This window comes from Chitinophagaceae bacterium C216, assembly GCA_028485475.2.
Classification (GTDB): Bacteria; Bacteroidota; Bacteroidia; order Chitinophagales; family Chitinophagaceae; genus Niabella; species Niabella composti.
The window spans coordinates 194,218-212,434 of sequence record CP144143.1 but is presented as its reverse complement, the minus strand read 5'-3'; the positions used below and the strand labels follow the sequence as shown (position 1 = coordinate 212,434).

The following is an 18,217-nucleotide window of genomic DNA, read 5'->3' as shown; positions in this document are numbered from 1 at the left end:
TTATAACTTAGTGCTAACTGCTAAAGTACCCTGACACCCAGTATCACAGGAAATTTAGCTGCTTTATTGTTTAAAATACAAATAGTTTTACATGAGAAAAATTCTATTGCTCTTTGCAATGTTTATGGGTTTTTCGTTTCTGGCCATTTCCCAAACCAGAACGATTACCGGAACAGTGCTTGATGAAACCGGTGCGCCGGTGCCTTTCGCCACAGTGGCGATTAAAGGAACTTCTTTTGGTGTTTCGGCTGACGATGAAGGTCAATTTTCCATCCAGGCCGAACCCAGTGCTACATTAGTTGTATCTGCGACAGGTTTTATAGCCAAAGAAGTCGCAGCCTCTTCCTCTCCACTTACCATTATGTTGGTAAAAAGCGGTAGTGATGTTATCGAAGAAGTTGTAGTAACAGCTACCGGACAACGTGTTAACAAAAAGAATCTGGGTTATGCTGCTACTGTCGTGAATGCTGACAGGTTAGTACAAGCTGCTCCTACTAACGTAGCCACAGCCCTATCCGGTAAAGTGCCGGGATTACAAATCAACGTTACTGGTAGCGGTGTAAATCCTAATGTGAGCGTGGTGCTCAGAGGTTACCGTTCTATTACCGGTAATAACCAAGCCCTCATTGTACTGGACAACGTAATTGTACCTAATGAAATTCTGGGTAATCTTAACCCGAACGACATTGAGAACATTACCGTATTGAACGGTTCGAGTGCCTCAGCGTTATATGGTACCCGGGCTTCAAACGGTGCGTTAATTGTTACTACTAAAAAAGGAATACCAGGAAGAACTGAAGTACGCGTGGCTCAAACCGTACAAGTATCTACAGTGGGGTTCTTCCCTAAAATTCAGAAAAAATTCGGATCGGGTGCAACAGGGTATGTAAAAATTTACGAACCGTACGAAAACCAACAGTATGGTCCGGCTTTCGACGGCTCTTTGGTTGACTTTGGCGAATTTCCGCTGCCTGGCGGTGCTATGCAACAAGTACCTTATGCATTTGACTCAAAGCATGGCAAGTTAAACTTCTGGAGGCCCGATGTTTCTTCGCAGACAGATTTCTCTTTGGCTAATACAAGTAATAAAGGCCGTTTCTACTTCTCTGGTCAATATGTAGCGAATAAGGGTCTTATTGAAGGTGATTCTTATAAGCGTTCTACTGTATCACTTTCGGGTAATCAAAAAATCTACGAGAACCTAAGTTTGGATTACTCTGTTCGTTATGTACAAAACTATACCAGACAGGCCACATCTGGTGGAACAATGTATGACCTGATATTGAATACACCAGGGCATGCGCCGATTACTACTTATCGCAACTGGCAACGCGACTCGTTTGCTATGCCCGACTACTATTATAATGCTTATTACAACAACCCCTATTTCATAAAGGATAATAACCGTTCCGATGCACGGAATGAATACTTGGTAGGTAACCTCAATTTAAAATGGTCGCCCTACCACTGGTGGGACCTGATCGGTAGAGTGGGTATGACTTCTAGAAACTATTCCAGTAAATCCTGGACCGGTAAGTATGCCTATTCAACCTATGCAAAAGATAATTCTCACGGCTCTTATAAGAAAAGTGATATACAGGGTAGTGTAAGCGATAATATGTTCTATACTAATACGCTGGTAGGAGATTTCCAATCTGTATTTACCAAAAAGAATATAGAGGATTGGGACTTCAAGCTTACTTTAGGTACCCAGTTGATTCAGGACGATTCTAAAAACTTGAGTGCCGGCATTACAGGTCTGGCCTTACCAGACATCTATAATCTGTCTAACCAGATTAACCCACCCTCTGCCGGAGAAAGTATCAGCAAATCCAGAACAATAGGTGTATATGGGGAGGCCTATATTACCTATAGAAAATTTGGGACAACTTTGCACCTGACCGGTAGGAGAGACCATGTATCGGTTCTGGATCCAGGTTACAATACGTTCTTCTATCCCTCAGCTGATTTATCAGTAGTGTTATCGGATGCGATTCCGGCTTTGAAGGATAATCCCAATATCAATCTCTTAAAACTGAGATTCGGTATTGCAAATTCAGGTAACGTAAACCTTGGTCCTTATGCGACTCAGCCTACCATTGGACAGGGAGCGGGTTATCCGTATAGCGGTGTAATATCCTATACCATTGGAGACCGTATAGTTCAAAAAGGTTTAAAACCTGAGTTTACCTTCGCTACTGAATATGGTATCGACTTTGAATTCTTTAGAAGAATAAGCGGGGAATTCACCTACTATATTCAAAAAACAAGGAACCAAACCTTGCCTGTTCAGCTTACTCAATCAACAGGTTATTACAGCATGCTGGCTAATGTGGGTTTGACCAAAGGTTCCGGTTTTGAAGCATCGTTGAATGTGAATGTTGTGAATAAAGAAAACTGGTATCTGACTTTAGGTGGTAACTATACCTACAATGATAACCGTGTAGTAGACCTAGGAATTCAGGATATCGAGCGCATATCTCTATTTACATATGGCGACCAAACTGGTATCTATGCTGCTAATGGATATCGCTTCCCGGTATACTTCGGTACTACTCACTTAAGAGACAGTGTAACGGGTAAAGTAATTGTAGATCCTGTATCAGGATATCCCTCTAATAATACTAATATTCAACCTTTGGGTAATACCCAGCCATTGCACAGAATGGGTGTCAACCTAGATGCAGGTTGGAAAGGTATCAACTTAAGAGTATTGATGGAATACAGAGGCGGTTATGTGATCTACGCTGGAGCTGGTCCTACTTACGACTTTAGTGGTTCTAGTATTAATACAATCATGTTCGATCGTGAACGTTTTGTATTCCCTAATTCAGTATATCTTGATCCTGCCACCGGTAGATACGTCGACAATACTAATTTGACCATTACTGATGGTAATACAGGATACTGGACACAGAACAACCCACGTAGAGCGATTACAGAAAACTACCTTCTTTCCGGTGATTTCTGGAAGCTTAGAGAGATTTCTCTGTCTTACAATCTGCCTAGTAAATTATTCCGTAATACCAAAATTCTTAAAGGTGCAGCGATTAATTTGATAGGTAGAAACCTGTTCATACTGGTGCCAAAAGAAAATGTGTATGCAACCGATCCGGAGTATAGCAATAACGGTACCGGAAACTATCTCGGTATTACTACTTTAACAGAAAATCCTCCTACTCGTTTCTATGGAGCAACCATTTCGTTTAATTTCTAAAATGAGTATCGTATGAACAAGAAGAGATATTATATATACAGTTTGGTTCTGCTGTTGGGAATTACAACTTTACTATCGTCCTGTAAAAAGTTCATGGACATTAATAAGAACCCCAACGCTCCTACCGGAACTGTTGAAGAATCTTTCCTATTAGGAAAAACTATTGTAACCTGGGCGCGTGTGATGCCCAACGCCGATAACTATGGAGGCGAACTTAGCGGAGCCATTGTAAACGCCGGTGGTGTATCAGGTTATGGATCGTTAATTGACTATAACTATGGACCGGGGAATTACACCTTCTGGTGGGATCTTTACGATAATGTAACAGATCTGAACGCTATTATTGCTAGAAGTGAAGTGGACGAATCTTATCAGTACTATGGTGCTATCGCTAAAATTTTGAAAGCGGTACATTTTCAAGCGTTAGTGGATGCTTATAACAATGTGCCTTATACTGATGCCAATCGTGGTGTAGAAGCGTTGTTGCCAAAGTATGATAAAGGTCCAGATATCTACAAAAGTATTGCATCTCTTATAGATCAAGCGATAGGTGAGCTACAGGGAGGTAATGCGGCTACATTGGTACCTACCAATGCAACGGATCCACTATTTGGAGGTGACCTAGTAAAATGGAGAAAATACGGCAACACTATTAAGCTCAGAATAATTTTAAGAGCGGGTGATAAAGTGAATTTCGATAACAAGAACTTTAGTGCTGACGGTTTTCTTGCTGAGGATGCCATGGTGCAGCCCGGCTTTACCAATATCGATGGTAAAACCAATCCTAACTGGGGTCGTGTGTATTCTGCTTCGGGATCTGCACAGGGGCTTACCCAGCGTGTGCCCAGCTATTATATGTTGGGATTCTATGATGGTACTAAGATTAACGACTTTTTCAGAGGTCACTTACTCTATAGAACCTTTCCAACTCCCGGGGTGAATCAGTTAGGTGTACCCGGTGGAAGTGAAGCAGTGGTAAAACAACCTAATGACTGGTATATTACGCTTGCTGCTACACCATCTGCAAGTAACTATGCAGCAATTGGAATTTTTAAAGGGCCATCGGCTCCTCAGCCGATAATGTTGGCTGCCGAAAGTCATTTCTTACAGGCTGAAGCCATCGTTCGAGGGTTGATTTCAGGAGATGCGAAGGCTTCCTTTAACAACGGTATCTTAGAGTCTTTCAGATATTTAAACAAAGACGAGGGAGGCAATATATCTACAAAATATGTGGATACTACAAATGGAACCCTGGCTACTTCGGCAGTTTCATCCAACTATATTCAGATAAATCCTGCAATAGAGGTAGAAATTTATCAGAGACTCAATAGTGATAACAGACTGGTAAACTTTGACTTGGCCACTACTACAGAGCAGAAGATTGAAGCGATTATTACCCAAAAGTATATCGCTCATAATATGATTAAGGCGGATGAATCTTGGAACGAGTATAGAAGAACCGGGTATCCATTCTGTGATCCGAGAAATACTCCTGATTACAAATATTACAGCTTCGCTTCTGTAATTTCTCCTTCTCCGCAACCAGATAAATTGCCTACTCGAATTCAGTATCCGGCAAGAGAGTTTTCTTACAATGCAGAGAACGTGAGAGCACAGGGAAATATTGACCCTCTTAGAGACAAAATATTTTGGGCTAAATAAATTTAAAATTTTATGAAAAAGATATTGTATTTATTTCTAATAATGACAGGCTCTACACTGCTGCTGCAATCCTGCTTAAAGGGGCGAGATTTGGTTTTAGATCCGGATGCTGTTCCTGCAGTAGTAGAATTTGGGAATCCTGCGGTACTTACAAGTGCTCCAACGGATTCTTTCCGGTTGTACACAGTGAGCTACAATATAGTTCCATCAGCTATATTGGAAGTTCCTGTAGTTTATACAGGGCCCAAAAATGCTCCCCGCGATATTGCTGTTAACGTGGCGGTAGACGAAGAGTGGCTGAATAAATATAATACAGTGAAGTCTGCAAACATGACTCTATTACCGGCTTCAGTATATACAATGCCTAGTTCAGCTACTATTAGAAAAGGTGAAAAAACGGCAACAATAAATATTGACTTTAAGGTAGATCAAATTAGTCTGGAAGAAGCTTATATTCTCCCATTGAAAATTACAGATGCATCCGGAGAAACTTTAAGTAAGTATTTTTCCAGAATTCTTATCCGTGTGATGGGGAAAAATCCATACGACGGGGTGTATCACTATAGAACTTCGGCTGCTACATCATTAGTGCCTAATGCCAATAAGAGCAACGTACCATTAGAAACTGTTACAGCAACAAGAGTAAAAACCAACTTGTTGTATACATATTCTAATATTATCACGTACGAAATTGATCCTACAACAAATAAGGTAACTGTAATTGGAGTGGATCCTTCAATTGGTACTCCGATTACTGATCCGGCAAGTAATTGGGATCCTGTGAACAAAGTACTGTACGTGAAGTGGACCGCAGGTAGCCGACAGTTTGAAGAATGGTACACACGTACAGGTGATAGAAATTAGGTAAAGAGAATATCGTTTTATAAAAAGAGGATATGCTACTTGCATATCCTCTTTTTTTTAATTTATTTAATGCTCCTCTACTTAAAGGCTTCGGGAAAAATATTTTCAAAAATTTTACCCTTTTCTTTATAAAAACTATTTTATAACATGATTTATATCAATATTTTTTATATATATTTTTCTTTTTTTGATATTATAATGTTTTGAAAAACAGCATTAATTCAATGTTTTGAAAAAGAAAAATATAGACCCCTATTTTAACGAAAAAATAAAAAAAACGCCCCCTTTTGTTAAAAAAAATCTAACTTGCCCTTTCCTTGTCAGAAAAGGAGAGTGTGATCTGTACTGATTTCCGTACTAATCCGTAAGTCAATTATTAATTTTTTTAACAAAAAGGTTTTAAATGAGACAGGTTTTATTGCTCTTTGCAATGTTTTTAGGTTTCTCGTTCCTGGCATTTTCACAAACAGGTACGATAACCGGGACAGTCCTTGATGAATCTGCTGCCCCAGTGCCCTTTGCTACTATCAGTGTCAAGGGGACCAATGTCGCTGTATCGGCAAATGCCGAGGGTAGCTTCAGCGTACAAGCTGCTCCTGGAAATGTTTTAGTAGTTTCTGCAACCGGCTACACCTCTAAAGAAGTAAAAGTAGAGGGCACTACGGTTACTGTTGTACTTGCCAGAGGCGAGGCACAGATGATCGAGGAAGTGGTGGTAACTGCGGTTGGTGTTAAAAGATCTGAGCGCTCGCTAGGTTATGCTGCTACTCAGATTAATGCCGAAGATATTACTGCTACCGGTAACAGAAGTGCTTTTAATGCATTACAGGGTAAAGTTCCTGGGGTGGATATCACCTCTGCGTCTGGTGCTCCCGGTGCTTCTACCCGTATTATCATGCGTGGTTTTACTTCCTTGGGAGGATCTAACCAACCTCTGTATGTAGTAGACGGTGTTCCCATTAGTAATGGACAAATCGGCTCTACTGATTTGAACGGCGGTTTGGATTTTGGTAATAGAGGAAATGATATCAATCCTAATGATATAGAATCTATCACTATTCTCCAAGGTGGTTCTGCTACTGCACTATACGGTTCTAGAGCTGCATCTGGTGTTATCGTAATTACTACAAAGAACGGTTCTAGATCTAATAATAGAGTATCTGTTGATATCGTATCCACTACAACATTTGAAACTCCTCTGAGATTGCCATTCATGCAAAATGAATTTGGTCAGGGATGGTACAACCGCACTACAGAAGATGGCGGTGACTTACAGGAAAATGGTAGCTGGGGTCCCAAATTTGATGGAGTGCTTCGTAAATGGGGTTTTGTTGTAGATAACCAACAACTCATTAAACCTTATGTGGCTTTAAAAAATAACGTAAGAGACTTTTTTGAGGTAGGCAAAACATTAAATAATTCTATTGCGATTAAAAATGGAGATGAAAATAAGAGTTATTATCTCTCCTATGGTAATATCTTGGCCGATGGAATTATGCCTACCGATGCCGATTCCTATAAGAGACATAATATCGCGGCAAGAGGGAATGCTAAATTTTTAAAGATTTTTAATGCTTCTGCTAATATTAACTATATTAGAAAGAGCTCAAAGTATGTTCTTACCGGTCAGGATCAATCAGTGCTTGACGGTTTGTGGCAAGCCCCTAGAGATATCAGTTTTGTTGATCAGAAGGATTATAATAATAAGTTCTATAACGTAGATAACTACTATACTTACTACGCACAAAACCCTTACTATGTGCTTCAAGAGCATGGTAATAGGTTTAATGAGAACCGTATGTTTGGTAGTGTATCTCTCGATGCAAAAATTGCTTCTTGGCTGAGTGCCACTTTCCGCGCCGGTAGCGATGTATCAAACAGTACAGCTAAAAGCTGGAGAGCAATTACCAAGTCTGCTCGCGCAAGCTATAATGATGATGTAGGTAGAGTAACTGAAGCATCATATTATTCTTCCGAGTTCAATACGGATTTCTTCTTTAACATTAATCCAAAAATTAGTAGTGATTTCTCCTTAAATGCTATTGTAGGTCATAACTTTAACCAAAGAGATGCACGCACTCAATCAACAACAGTTATAGGACTGGATATTCCAGGATACTATAATCTGTCTAATAGTTCTGCAACGCCTACCGCAACTGCTACCTTGTCTAAGCGCAGATTAGTAGGTGTGTATGCTAGTGCTGACCTAGGTTATAGAAACTTATTGTATTTGACTTTAACAGGAAGAAATGACTGGTCTTCCACTCTGCCAGCATCCAATCGCTCATTCTTTTATCCAAGTGCTAGCTTAAGCTTTATATTCTCTGAGCTGCTCTCATCCAAAGATGTGCTTTCATTTGGTAAACTTAGAATGGGTGTTGCTAGAACCGGTAAAGATGCTGACCCTTATCAGGTTTTTGCAGTACTCACCCAAACATCATTAACCGATGGATACCGTGGGTTTGACTTCCCATTAGCTGGAGGCGTAAATGGTTTTACCGTTTCTAATCTTATTGGAAACCAAAAACTAAAACCAGAGCTTTCTACAGACTATGAAATCGGTACTGATTTGAAATTCTTCAGAAACAGAATTGGTATCAATTTTACAGCTTACAATAAGATTATTACTAATTTAATTTGGACTTCAACCATACCATCTACTACAGGATTTACAGCACAAACTCAAAATCTTGGAAAGATTACCAATAAAGGTATTGAAGTGGCTTTAAATGTAGTTCCTGTAGAAACTACCGATTGGAGATGGGAAGTGTTTGCTAACTACTCTACTAACAAAAACAAACTCGTCGAGTTAGTAGAAGGGTTAGATCAAATATCTCTTGGAGGAACTAGCACTATCGGTTTTGTAGCTCGTCCGGGATATCCTCTAGGATTATTTGAAGGAACCGTTGTTGCAACCGATCCTCAGGGTAGAGTAATAGTGAACGCTCAAGGTTTGCCCACCTTTAAAGATCAAAAAGAAATTTTAGGTTCCTCTCAAAACAAATACAGAATTGGAGGTGGTACCAGTATTTCTTATAAGAACTTGAACTTAAAAGTTGTGGGTGATTATAGGCATGGTGGTTTGATGTACTCTCGTACTGCTGAACTCATGTATTTTACTGGTAATGCTATTCAAACTACTTACAACGATCGTCAACCCTTTATTATCCCTAATTCAGTACAGAAGATTGGAGATAATTATGTTGAGAATACTGTGCCTATTGCAGGTTTCGATCATAATCTCAATCTGTATTATAATCAAACATATAATGCAGGAAAGGGTTCCGCTTATGCATTAGTACCTAAAACTTTCTTTAAACTCAGGGAAGTTAGCTTGTACTATTCTTTACCATCCAAGTTGCTTTCTCGTTCGCAAATTCGTTCTATAGACGTAGGGCTGGTGGGTACCAACCTGCTTTTATGGACTCCAGTAGCTAATTCGTTTACTGATCCAGAGCAAACAACCTTTGGTAATGATTTGGAAGCTGATTATGGTGATTTTGGAGCTACTCCTACTACTAGAGGTTTTGGATTTAGCATTAGACTTGGATTTTAAGAGACGTTTATCACTGATAAAATCATAAATAAAATGAATATAAGAAATTATTTGTTAATTTTTATAACTGTAGCGCTGCTGGCTTCCGGTTGTAAAAAAGGCTTTTTTGATATCAATGTAAGCCCCAATAATCCTTCAGAAGCGACCCCCGCTCTTGTACTACCCAGCGGAATAGCAGGATCTGCTTTTGTTTTGGGCGGTTATTATCATGCTCTCGGTTCATTCTGGGCACAGCATTACGCGCAAGCTGCTGCTGCTTCTCAGTGGGCTGAGTGGGAATCTTATAACTTAACCGACAATGACTTTAACCGTCAATTTACTCTTTTATATGCGGGAGCATTGTATGATTATAAATATGTAAAAGATAAAGCCAGCGCTACCAACAATTGGAAGTATTATGCCATTGCTACTTTAATGCAAGCGTATACCTTCCACGTACTTGCTGATCTGTATGATAAAATACCTTTTACAGAGGCGTTGATGGGTACAGAGGTAATTCAGCCAAAGTATGATGATGGGCAAACTGTATATGAAGGGTTGCTGAATATGATTGATGATGCAATGTCTAAAGATTTCTCCTCTTCTTCTGCAGAAGATCCAGGAACGGCTGATGTAATTTTTCAGGGAGATATGGAGAAATGGCAAAGGTTTGCTAATACTTTAAAGTTGAAAATCTATTTGCGCTATGTAAACGTTGATCCCAATAAATATAGATCACAAATTTTGGCTCTATTGGATGAAAATAAATTGTTGACCACTGCGGATGCAAAATTCTCATCCTTTAAAGCAGAGCAAACAGGAGCCAATCCATTTTATAACACATTCGTAGATAGGTTAAGTGGTAACGTAATCGCTAATACCACTTTGATGTCCAGACTCACCGACAATAATGATCCTAGAAGAGAAAAACTGTTTGAACCATCAGAGACTGGAGGTTTATGGGCTTCTTTAAGTACAGGTGAAAGTCGTACTACTGTAGGAACTACCATTAAAAACTACGCTACACCCAAAATTGATGAATTATATCCAGTATATTTTTTCACAAAAGAAGAAGTATACTTCCTCATTGCTGAAGCAGAAGCCAGATATGGTAGTGCTTCTCGCGCAGAAACTGCATACAATAATGGAATCAGAGAATCATTGCTTAGCTTAGGATTAAGTGGTGATGCTATAACTTATCCATACAATGGAATAAAGTCCATAATAGAGCAGAAGTGGTTTGCCGCTACTAATAAAAGAGCATTGGAAGCCTTCTTCGATTATAACAGAACAGGATATCCTGACTTTTTTACAAAGTCTCTTTCCTCTGTTCTGACAGGAGACAACCGGCCGAAACGTTTGCTTTATCCGTCAAGTGAGCGTACTTCCAATATAAATACACCTGCTTTGGTAAGCATTGATGTGCCAGTTTGGTGGGCTAAATAATTAAAACGAATACTATGAAGAAGATATTATCGATATTATCCATTTTTACATTGTCTATCCTGACAATGACATCCTGTAAAAAAGATTCCAAAGGTGTATCTTTCATTACTACTTACGCCGATATGGAATTAGAAGGACCCAGTACACTTTTCTGGCAGCTGAACGAGCCTTATGTAGACCCGGGATGTACTGCTATGGAAGGTGATATTGATCTTACTGATCAAATTACTGTAAAGTCAAATGTGAATACAGCAAAAGGCGGTGTTTATACCGTAACTTACTCGGTGAATAATAGCGACGGCTTCCCTGCATCAGTGAGCCGTACTGTGGTGGTATGTGATAAAAACGCACCTTTAAATGGGTATTACGAGTCTCGCATCACATTCTATAATACGGATGCTGGTACTACTGCAAACAGAGGCCCATACACCTTGTTGGTTTTTGGAGTAGGTGGGGATGATTATTATGTGCAAGATTTATTAGGTCGCTGGTATGATGTAGGAAGTGGTTATGGTGCTGCATATGCCGGTCCGGGTGTGATTAGATTGAAAGGTGATAACACTTTTGAGCTGATCTCTTCTGAAAACTTAGGTTTCTCTGGCGAATCAGCACCGGTGTTCTTCGATGAGTCCACTTACGATCCGGCTACAAAAACTATAAAACTTAATACCATCATGGGGGATGTTGAGTATCTGCTCTTTGAAGTTACTTTATCCAATCCCTCTCCACTTTTTGAAGAGTAATTTCTAAATTTAATTAGAGTGAATATTACAAAACATTATACAATGAAAAGAATACTTTACTGCATAGCAATTATTTTGGGTGTAGTGATAGCCCTATCTTCTTGTCAGAAAAAGATAGAGAAAGAATATAATTGGGCATACCCGGTTGCAGGAGATTGGAAGCTTAAAGCTTATATAGACGGTGATGAAATATATGGCCCATTTGAAATTAAAATCTATAACACTTCATTTGGACAGGATTCTGTTTGGATAGATGACTACAATGGAAATTTCTGGGATATGAAATTTAAAGCCAAAGTAGATATGTCTACCCTCACATTTCAAACAGCAGGCTCTGTAAATGCTATTCCCAAGTATGACATTACTATTAAGGTGACCGATGGGAAGATTATCAACAAAGACAGCATCTACTTTAACATGGAATTTGAGGATGATCCCGGTACTATATACACTTTAGCTGGTCACAGAGCTGTAGGATATGACGATTATATGCAGGATTAATTACAAGATGGCAAATACACCCAATCGTCGTATTTGTATAATATAATATGATTTTCTGTTACAAGTTTATCAAAATGCCCCACGATTATCGTGGGGCATTTTGATAATAAGTCCAAGGGCAAAATCATTTAGCAATGCTGCTTGTAGCAATATTTTATAATAGAGGATGACTGCTGCCGGTAGCTTTTTTATTACCTTCGCTTCATAAATAAAAAAGAGGCATATGGAGCAACAACCGAATCAAATCAATATTGAAATATCCGAAGAAATTGCAGAAGGAACTTATGCAAATCTGGCAGTGATTACTCACTCTCATGCAGAATTTGTAATTGATTTTGTAAACATTATGCCGGGAACGCCTAAAAGTAAGGTGAAGTCCAGAATTATCTTTACGCCTCAGCATGCCAAACGCTTTATGAAAGCGTTGAAAGAAAATATCGAGAAGTTTGAGGCCGTTCACGGACCCATCAAAGATTTGGACGAGTTGCAAATACCGGTGAACTTTGGAGGACCGGCAGCTCAGGCCTAGTAGGGGACCGTTGTCGAATGCCTAAGTATGTGTGAGTTTTTCACCGTTGTGAAAAATCCTGAAATATATCCGGATTTATCCTTTTGAATCTGAAATTTTGCCCTATTTTTGCGCGATTTTGTTGTGAACTCGCCTCATAACGGTGGAGCCGACATGCACATAAGCTGGTAAATAAAAGGAAATTAAATGTCTGATACACAAGCCCGCGCTATTTTATTATTGCAAGATGGTACTATCGCCGAAGGTTTTGCTTTCGGAGCTATTGGCACTACTAGTGGTGAAATCTGTTTTAATACCGGAATGACCGGTTATCAAGAAGTTTTCACCGATCCCAGTTATTATGGTCAAATCGTTATCATGAATGCCGTACACGTGGGTAACTATGGGGTGGTGCCCGAAGATGTGGAGAGTGATAGCGTGAAAGTACTAGGAGTTATTGCCAAAAACCTCAATGAAAACTACTCCAGAAGTAAAGCCACGGAATCGCTGGATGCCTATTTAAAGAAGAATAATATTGTATCCATCCATGGTGTGGATACCAGAGCGCTGGTGGCCCACATTCGTACCAAGGGCGCAATGAACTGCATCATTTCTTCTGAGATTTTTGATATTGAAGAATTGAAGCGTCGCTTGGCCGAAACACCCGATATGAGCGGGCAGGAATTGGCTTCAAAAGTTTCTACAAAAAAGCCGTATGAGCTGGGCGATCCCAATGCTGATATAAAAATTGCCGTGTTGGATTATGGTACTAAGCAGAATATTTTAAAATGCATGACCGAGCGCGGCGCTTTTGTAAAAGTATTTCCCGCAAAAACTCCTTTAGCGAAAATTAAAAGCTTTAATCCCGACGGTTACTTTATTTCTAATGGTCCTGGCGATCCTGCCGCTATGGATTATGCCATTGATACCGTGAAGGAAATTATGAACGAGAACAAACCGATGTTTGGTATATGCCTAGGACATCAGTTGCTCGCTTTGGCTAATGGTATCAAGACCTTTAAAATGCATCACGGTCACAGAGGGTTAAACCACCCGGTAAAAAATATCATTACCGGTAGATCTGAAATTACTACTCAAAACCATGGATTTGGCGTAGATCCCGAGTCTGTCAAGGCTTCCGACAAAGTGGAGATAACACATGTGAACCTCAACGACCATTCTATTGAAGGTATAAGGGTGAAAGGGAAACCGGCTTTTTCGGTACAGTATCACCCCGAAAGTACTCCAGGGCCACATGATTCGCGATACCTCTTCGATGATTTTATCGCTATGATAAAAGAGCACAGACAATAAATTTTTATTGATACACTATATGAAAATCCGGTTTGTTTGGAATAAACGAACCGGATTTTTTTATATATAATTCGTTGTTATGCATGTTTTTGCGTATTTGCTTTCTGAATATTTCAAAAATAATGCAGATTTTATTCTGATTTTTGCGGTTTTTTGCGGAAAAACACCTTAACTTTATTATAACATTTTCGCCGAAACAGAGAAAGTGATTGTTGCCATGCTTAAAAAGGAAAGACACGCATACATACTACACCAACTCAATCTGCATAACAAAGTTCTGAGTGTAGACCTGTGTAATGAGATGGCGGTATCGGAAGATACGATTCGTAGAGACCTTCAAGAACTTTCAGACGCAGGACAACTTATTCGGGTGCACGGTGGCGCATTGTCAATGGCTTTTAACGAAGTGCGGTTTGACTCGGCAAATGTGTATTCACAGGCACATAAAAAGCTAATCGCGAATAAGGCATTGGGACTGATAAAGAGCGGAATGTTTATCCTCACAACTGGAGGTACTACCATATTGGAGATGATTCGGTCTTTGCCACATCATTTGAAAATTACGGTGATGACCGGTAGCATACCGGTGGTAAATGCATGCATGGCTCATCCCAATGTAGAAGTAGTGGTAATAGGCGATAAACTGCTGAAGGATTCCAAAATAACTGTAGGGGTAAATGCTATAGAGAAAATTAACCATGTAAATGCCGATATATGCTTCCTAGGTACGAATGCCATAGATGTACAACATGGATATACCGATAACGACTGGGATGTAGTTCAGGTGAAAAAAGCAATGGTCAATTCTGCTGCACAAGTAGTATGCATGACTATTTCGGAAAAGCTGGGAACTTATCAGCCCATCAGCGTGTGCAGCCTTGATAAAATAGACTATCTGATTACGGAACTCGAGACTACAGACGAGATCTTGAAGCCTTTTATAGACGCAGGCGTGAGAGTGATATAACTCAGCATCCAACTTTTATTTATAAATCACATATTATGAGGAAAGCAATTGTAAGTACTGTTTTGCTGTGGTTGCTATGCTGCATGATTCCTGGCGTAGCATTTACCCAGACCCGTACAATAACGGGTACCGTTACTGATGATGGCGGAAATGCCATTCAAGGAGCTACTGTTTCCGTGAAGGGAACAGCTAGAGCCACCTCTACAAATCAAGAAGGAGCTTTTTCCATTATGGCTCGTACGGGCGACGTATTGGAAGTTACTATGGTGGGGTATGGAACGCAAAGTGTAGTGGTGGGTAGCTCGGATTATGTGACTGTTGTACTGAAGCTTGCAGATTCTAATCTCGACGAAGTAGTGGTTGTAGGTTACGGTACACAAAAGAAAAGTAATATTACCGGCGCCATTACCAATGTGGATGTAGACAAGGTGTTGGGGAGTCGTCCTATTCCGGATGTGGGTAGAGGCTTACAAGGTGCAGTGCCCGGTTTATCAGTTCGTATTCCTAGTGGTGAAGTAGGGTCCGATCCTTTAATCCGTATCAGAGGCTTTGTGGGATCCATACAAGGATCCAGTGCTCCATTAATACTGGTGGACAACGTGGAAGTTCCCAGTATCCAACTCATCAACCCCAATGATGTAGAAAGCATCTCAATTCTAAAAGATGCTTCTGCTGCATCTATATATGGTGCCAAAGCAGCATTTGGGGTAATTCTTATTACCACTAAAAAGGGCTCAAAAAAAGAAGGAGCTGATCTTACTTATTCGAATAACTTCTCTTGGCAAATGCCCTTTAAAAAATTGGAGCTGGCTGGGATAGATGGTTTGCAATACACACTGGATGCTCATAATAATATGGGTAGCTCCGGTCCTGCAGGTGGCTTCTGGCGTATCGATAGTGCCAGTCTTGAAAAAGCAAAAGAATGGCAACGTTTATACGGCAAAACAGTAAAACCAACCGATCCTGTGGTGTATGGTCGTGACTGGTATTGGGATGGTATTCAAAAATTCGGTTACCGAATTTATGATCCCATCAGCGTAATGATTAAGGATTATACTTTCACTCAGAATCACAACCTATCTTTAAACGGTAGATCTAACAAAACACTTTACAATATAGGCTTTGGTTATCTGAACCAAACCGGTATGATGAAGCCGGCTAAGCATGATGATTTCAACAGATTTACTGCCAACTTTAAAGTATCTAATCAGGTTAACGACTTCATTTCGGTGAGAGCCGGAGGCTTATACTCCGATCGTCTCAAACGATATCCCAACTCTACCAATTCTTCCGGCTTTGCTGCTGACCCGTGGTTGTATTTATATCGCTGGAGTCTGTTGTTCCCAACCGGTGTGAAGGAGCTGGGAGAAGAAATCCGCGACCCTTACTGGGATACAAAAAACACCAATACTGTTTATGACCAAAGAAGATATTTGAACCTCACTTTCGGAACTACTATCGATCTTACCAAAAACTGGCAAATCATTGCTGATTACACGTATGATTTCCGCAATGAAACATTGAACTCTTCTTTGCCTGAAATTACCCTGAGAGAACATTGGTATTCTGCCATTCCCTGGGTAGATGAAAATGGAGATCGTGTATATGTGGACAGTGCAGGAAATATTGTAGACGTAGGCGGTATGCCGGGATGGCGTTTTCCATTGTCTAACTATGTAACTAAAGAAAACAGTTATGTATACCAATCTTCTTGGAATGCATTCAGACACACTGTAAACGCCTATTCTACTTATAACTGGCGCCCAGGATTAAAGAACGCATTTAAGTTTACCCTTGGGACAAATATTGTAGCGAATAGATGGAAAAGTCATTCGTCCAAAAAAACACAATTGTTTAATAAAGACAATCCACAGTTCAACTTTGCTGACGGTATAGAAACCGTAACCGGAGGAGAGAATTGGGATTCACAGTTAGGTTATTTTGGTCGTATTAACTACGCTTATGCCGATAAGTACCTGTTCGAGGGTAATCTGCGGTATGATGCTACTTCTATTTTCCCTGCACATATGCGCTGGAAATGGTATCCTTCTTTCTCTGCCGGTTGGGTACTCACCGAAGAGCAGTTTATGGAAGGTGTTCGTCCGGTGCTGAGCTATGCTAAGCTGCGGGGTTCTTGGGGTACTATTGGAGATCAGTCTGTAGCTAACAGTCTGTACATCTCTACCATGAACTACTCTAAGAACAGCTGGTTGAATAGTAACGGTGAGCAGTCGCTACAATTGGGTACTCCTGCTCCTGTTTCAGCTAACCTAACTTGGCAAGATATCGAAACACTGGATTTGGGTACCGATTTACGTTTCTTTAAAAACAAATTCGGTATTGTGTTTGACTGGTATCAGCGTAAAACCAAAAACATGATCATCCCTGGGTTAGCACTGCCTGCCACATTCGGCGCTTCTGCTCCTCAAGGTAACTACGGAAACTTAAGAACAAGAGGATGGGAAGTGGCTGTTGACTTTAATCATAGATTCGAAAGCGGTCTGGGCATTAACGTAATGGCTAATCTCTCCGATGCGGTTACCTATGTTACAAAAGGTCCTGATTGGAATATTCCCTGGGAGGACAGGAATGTGGATGGAACTTTTACTACCGGAAAACGCTATGGAGATGTGTATGGTTATGTAACAGACCGACTTTTCCAGAAAGACGATTTTGTGTATGACGCAAACGGCAACTTTGTATACGAATACATCATCTTCCAAGGAACTACCAAACGAGTACATAAACTGGCCGGCAATAACCCGGTATATCAAACAATTTTTGAAGATGGTGCAGTTCGTATGATTAGCCCCGGTGATGTAAAGTTTGTAGATATAGATGGAGATGGTTATATCACTCCGGGTAGAGGTACATTCGGTGATCCGGGCGACCGCGTAGTGATCGGTAACGTACTGCCTCGTTATGAATACGGATTCCGTATCGGACTCGACTACAAATCATTTGATTTCTCCGTAATGGGACAAGGTGTAGGAAAACGAGCCATATGGGGTTCGGGTCAGTTGGCTATTCCTGGCTATTATGCTAAGGAAGGTGCTATGCCACAGGCGATCGCTGGTAATTATTGGAGACCTGATCGTACTGATGCTTTCTATCCTAGAGCATGGGACTTAGGTGGAGCCAACTCAGGATTTACTATGGTGCCGCAAACGCGCTATATGCTGAATATGGCTTATTTCCGCATCAAAAATATTACCCTAGGATACAATGTGGCGCCCAACATTCTGCAAAGAATAAAGATGAAGAAAGCCAGACTGTATGTGTCGTTTGAAAACTTCATCACATTTGATAAGCTGCGTGGTTTGCCGATCGATCCTGAGGCTATTTCAGGAGAGTCCATGTTGCTGACCAACGGTAACTATAACCTGGGACGTACTGGTACCAACAACCCAACATTTAAAATTGCGTCCTTCGGAATGAACATCACATTGTAGAACTTAAA

General features: G+C 40.3%; 11 protein-coding genes. All 11 read left to right on the top strand.

Annotated features, from left to right (window positions below; genetic code table 11):
* The first annotated feature begins 91 nt into the window (after nucleotides 1-91).
* The 11 genes from PIECOFPK_RS00825 to PIECOFPK_RS00775 all read left to right on the top strand — a co-directional run bounded on the left by PIECOFPK_RS00825 (nucleotide 92) and on the right by PIECOFPK_RS00775 (nucleotide 18,209).
* Nucleotides 92-3,217, top strand: a complete 3,126-nt coding sequence (locus PIECOFPK_RS00825) for a SusC/RagA family TonB-linked outer membrane protein (protein ID WP_409966286.1) — start codon at nucleotides 92-94, stop codon at nucleotides 3,215-3,217.
* Nucleotides 3,218-3,229: 12 nt separating this feature from the next.
* Nucleotides 3,230-4,879 carry a SusD/RagB family nutrient-binding outer membrane lipoprotein gene (locus PIECOFPK_RS00820; RefSeq protein ID WP_409966285.1) on the top strand — a complete coding sequence of 550 codons (1,650 nt, stop codon included), beginning with the start codon at nucleotides 3,230-3,232 and terminating at the stop codon, nucleotides 4,877-4,879.
* A 12-nt stretch (nucleotides 4,880-4,891) separates the two neighbouring features.
* A complete protein-coding gene (locus tag PIECOFPK_RS00815) occupies nucleotides 4,892-5,743 on the top strand; it encodes a DUF7015 domain-containing protein (protein ID WP_409966284.1) in 852 nt (283 codons plus the stop codon).
* Between the two features lie 403 nt (nucleotides 5,744-6,146).
* Nucleotides 6,147-9,299: a SusC/RagA family TonB-linked outer membrane protein gene (locus tag PIECOFPK_RS00810; protein ID WP_409966283.1), complete on the top strand. Its 3,153-nt coding sequence runs from the start codon at nucleotides 6,147-6,149 to the stop codon at nucleotides 9,297-9,299.
* 33 nt (nucleotides 9,300-9,332) lie between these two features.
* Entirely contained in the window at nucleotides 9,333-10,724 is a 1,392-nt protein-coding gene (locus PIECOFPK_RS00805; RefSeq protein ID WP_409966282.1) for a SusD/RagB family nutrient-binding outer membrane lipoprotein, read from the top strand.
* Nucleotides 10,725-10,738: 14 nt separating this feature from the next.
* Nucleotides 10,739-11,467 carry a BT_2262 family domain-containing protein gene (locus PIECOFPK_RS00800; RefSeq protein WP_409966281.1) on the top strand — a complete coding sequence of 243 codons (729 nt, stop codon included), beginning with the start codon at nucleotides 10,739-10,741 and terminating at the stop codon, nucleotides 11,465-11,467.
* Between the two features lie 42 nt (nucleotides 11,468-11,509).
* Nucleotides 11,510-11,968 (top strand): lipid-binding protein, encoded by a 459-nt coding sequence (locus tag PIECOFPK_RS00795; RefSeq protein ID WP_409966280.1) that lies wholly within the window; start codon nucleotides 11,510-11,512, stop codon nucleotides 11,966-11,968.
* A 223-nt stretch (nucleotides 11,969-12,191) separates the two neighbouring features.
* Nucleotides 12,192-12,497: a DUF3467 domain-containing protein gene (locus tag PIECOFPK_RS00790; RefSeq protein ID WP_330975055.1), complete on the top strand. Its 306-nt coding sequence runs from the start codon at nucleotides 12,192-12,194 to the stop codon at nucleotides 12,495-12,497.
* Nucleotides 12,498-12,683: 186 nt separating this feature from the next.
* Nucleotides 12,684-13,790 (top strand): glutamine-hydrolyzing carbamoyl-phosphate synthase small subunit, encoded by a 1,107-nt coding sequence (carA, locus tag PIECOFPK_RS00785; protein ID WP_330975054.1) that lies wholly within the window; start codon nucleotides 12,684-12,686, stop codon nucleotides 13,788-13,790.
* 217 nt (nucleotides 13,791-14,007) lie between these two features.
* The gene (locus PIECOFPK_RS00780) at nucleotides 14,008-14,757 is read left to right on the top strand and encodes a DeoR/GlpR family DNA-binding transcription regulator (protein ID WP_330975053.1); all 750 of its coding nucleotides are present in this window, start codon (nucleotides 14,008-14,010) and stop codon (nucleotides 14,755-14,757) included.
* A gap of 35 nt (nucleotides 14,758-14,792) precedes the next feature.
* Entirely contained in the window at nucleotides 14,793-18,209 is a 3,417-nt protein-coding gene (locus PIECOFPK_RS00775) for a SusC/RagA family TonB-linked outer membrane protein (protein WP_409966279.1), read from the top strand.
* The last annotated feature ends 8 nt before the right edge of the window (nucleotides 18,210-18,217 follow it).